This is a genomic window from Streptomyces phytophilus (genome assembly GCF_013870535.1).
Taxonomy (GTDB): domain Bacteria; phylum Actinomycetota; class Actinomycetes; order Streptomycetales; family Streptomycetaceae; genus Streptomyces; species Streptomyces phytophilus.
The window spans coordinates 1-2,989 of sequence record NZ_JACBXC010000750.1 but is presented as its reverse complement, the minus strand read 5'-3'; the positions used below and the strand labels follow the sequence as shown (position 1 = coordinate 2,989).

The following is a 2,989-nucleotide window of genomic DNA, read 5'->3' as shown; positions in this document are numbered from 1 at the left end:
CTGCTCGCCGGGCACCGCGTCGTCTTCCTCGACGTCGAGATGGCCGACGCCGTCAAGCGCGTCGGCCTCGACGCCCCGCGTCCGCTGCTCGCCGTCAACCCGCGCCAGCAGTGGCGCATCCTGATGGAACAGCGCCGCCCGCACTACACCGAGGTCGCCCGCGCGACCGTCACCACCGCCGGCCGCACGCCGGACGAGGTCGCCGAGCTCGTACTCGCAGCATTGGAGAGCCACCCCGCATGACACCGAGCGCCGAAGGGGCCGAGGCCACCCGCATCCGCATCGGCGGCACGGCCGGCACGGACCCGTACGAGGCCGTCGTCGGCCGGCAGCTCCTCGGCGAGCTGCCCCGGCTGATCGGCCGGGAGGCCAAGCGCGTCGCCGTCATCGTGCCGGAGGCGCTGGCCGAGACCGGCGAGGCGCTGCGCGCGGACCTGGCGGAGCAGGAGTACGAGGCCGTCGTCATCCAGGTGCCGAACGCCGAGGAGGCCAAGACCGCCGAGGTCGCGGCGTACTGCTGGCGGGCGCTGGGCCAGTCCGGCTTCACCCGCAGCGACGCCGTCGTCGGCGTCGGCGGCGGCGCCACCACGGACCTCGCCGGGTTCGTGGCCGCGACCTGGCTGCGCGGCGTGCGCTGGGTCGCGGTGCCGACGACGGTGCTGGGCATGGTGGACGCGGCGGTCGGCGGCAAGACCGGCATCAACACCGCGGAGGGCAAGAACCTCGTCGGCGCGTTCCACCCCCCGGCCGGGGTGCTGTGCGACCTCGCCGCGCTGGACTCCCTCGGCGTCCACGACTACGTCTCCGGCCTCGCCGAGGTCGTCAAGGCCGGCTTCATCGCCGACCCGGCGATCCTGGAGCTGATCGAGGCCGACCCCGAGGGCGCCCGCAGCCCCGCGGGACCGCACACCGCGGAGCTGGTCGAGCGCGCGATCCGGGTCAAGGCCGAGGTGGTCTCGGCGGATCTGAAGGAGTCGGGCCGGCGGGAGATCCTGAACTACGGGCACACCCTCGGCCACGCCATCGAGAAGAACGAGCGCTACACGTGGCGGCACGGCGCGGCCGTCTCCATCGGCATGGTCTTCGCCGCCGAGCTGGGCCGGATCGCCGGCCGCCTCGACGACGCCACCGCCGACCGGCACCGCGCGGTGCTGCGCGCGGTCGGGCTGCCGGTGACGTACCGCGGCGACCAGTGGCCCAGGCTGCTGGAGACGATGAAGGTGGACAAGAAGACCCGCGGCGACCTGCTGCGCTTCATCGTCCTCGACGGGCTGGCGAAGCCGGCCGTGCTGGAGGGCCCCGACCCGGCGATGCTGCTCGCCGCGCACGCCGAGATCGCGGCGGGCGCCGAGGGGGCCGCCGGATGACGCGCGTACTGGTGCTCAACGGGCCGAACCTCGGCCGCCTCGGCTCCCGCGAGCCCGACGTCTACGGCGCCACGTCCTACGCCGGGCTCGTCGAGCAGTGCACCGCCCTGGGCAAGGAACTGGGCTTCGAGGTCGAGGTGCGGGAGACCAACGACGAGGCCGAGATGATCCGCTGGCTGCACGAGGCGGCGGACGGCCGGCTGCCCGTGGTGATCAACCCGGGCGCCTTCACGCACTACTCGTACGGGATGCGGGACGCGGCCGCCCAGCGCACGGCGCCGCTGATCGAGGTGCACATCTCCAACCCGTACGCCCGCGAGGAGTTCCGGCACACGTCGGTGATCGCCGCGGTGGCCTCCGGCACCATCGCGGGCTTCGGCATCGGCTCGTACCGGCTGGCGCTGCGCGCGCTCGCGGAGGACCTGGCGGCGTCCTGAGGCCGTGCACCGCCGGACTCCCGGACCGGGCGGGCGCCCTGACGGACCGTGCGGTACGGGCCGTCAGCCGCCGTCCCGGACGGTGTAGCCCTCCGCGCCGGTCGCGCGCCGGCCGACGAACGACACCAGGCGATCGCCCGCCGCGGCCACCCGCCGGTCCGTCGGGTCCTCGAACGCGGCGGGCAGCGTCCCGTCGCCGAGGACCTCGCCGTCGTCCAGCGCGTACTCCACCAGGTGCACCTCGTCCTGGCCGCCGAACTCGGCCCGTACGGTGACCGAATCGCCGTCCATCGCCAGGACCGCCGGGGCGCCGAGCGCCAGGCCCTCGTCCCAGCGGACCTCGCCGGTGACCGCGTCCACGGCCGCCAGCCGGTACGGGGCGACCACGCCCGGCGCCTCCACGGTGACGACGACGGTGTCGCCGTGCGCGCCGATCCACGGGAAGGGGAGGTTCTCGTCGCCGCTGAGGTTCAGCTCGCCGAACGGCGCGTCCACCGGGACCTCGTGGTGGTTCCTGCCGGTCCTGTCGATGACCAGCAGCGCGTTCTCGCTGCCGTCACCGCCGCGGCCCAGCTCGACCGAGACCGGCTCCGCGGTCAGCGGCCACGACTCCGTGACGTTGCCCGGCATCTCGTAGCGCCAGCGCTCCTTCCCGGTGGCCGAGTCCAGCTCCACGACCGTGTTGGGGTTGTCGGCCTTGCCGCACGTCTCCATCAGCACGATCGTGCGCGGGCCTGCCAGGGCGTCGGACAGCAGGCAGCCGTCGATGCCCTCGGTGCGCTGCCAGCGCTCGTCCCCGGTGCGCGGATCGAGGCCCAGCACCCCCTTCTCGGCGGCGATGACGAGCCGCCCGCCGGACATGCCGACCGCCGGGCTGCGGGTCGAGGAGCCGCCGGTCTCCCGCTGCCACAGCAGCTTGCCGGTGGCGGTGTCGACGGCGCCGACCACGTCGCAGTCGTCGAGTCCGTCGTCCTCGTCGCCGTAGACGACCGCGCCGATCCCGTCGTACGTGGCGGTGCGGCCGTGGGACGTCCGGCATGCCACCGCCGAGCCCTTCGGCGGCGGTACGGACCACAACCGGCTGCCGTCGGCGGGGTCGAGTCCGACGGTGCCGCGGGAGTCCGTGCGGGCGGCGGCGTGCTCCGTGAGCCAGCCCCCGACCAGGGCCGTCCGGTTCCCGGTGCC

At 74.6% G+C, this 2,989-nt stretch carries 4 protein-coding genes; 3 read left to right on the top strand and 1 reads right to left on the bottom strand.

Annotated features, from left to right (window positions below; all coding sequences use genetic code 11):
- The 3 genes from H5J30_RS24630 to aroQ all read left to right on the top strand — a co-directional run.
- Positions 1–243 (top strand): shikimate kinase (locus tag H5J30_RS24630; RefSeq protein ID WP_309505620.1); only part of this gene is annotated, 243 nt, incomplete at its 5' end.
- On the top strand, positions 240–1,367 hold the full coding sequence (gene aroB / locus H5J30_RS24625; RefSeq protein WP_181789551.1) for a 3-dehydroquinate synthase: 1,128 nt from the start codon (positions 240–242) through the stop codon (positions 1,365–1,367). The genes H5J30_RS24630 and aroB, both read left to right, overlap by 4 nt.
- On the top strand, positions 1,364–1,804 hold the full coding sequence (gene aroQ / locus H5J30_RS24620) for a type II 3-dehydroquinate dehydratase (RefSeq protein WP_181789550.1): 441 nt from the start codon (positions 1,364–1,366) through the stop codon (positions 1,802–1,804). Before aroB ends, aroQ begins: the two co-directional genes overlap by 4 nt.
- A gap of 63 nt (positions 1,805–1,867) precedes the next feature.
- Here the strand turns inward: aroQ and H5J30_RS24615 are convergent.
- On the bottom strand, positions 1,868–2,989 hold a 1,122-nt coding region (locus H5J30_RS24615; RefSeq protein ID WP_181789549.1), incomplete at its 5' end, for an outer membrane protein assembly factor BamB family protein.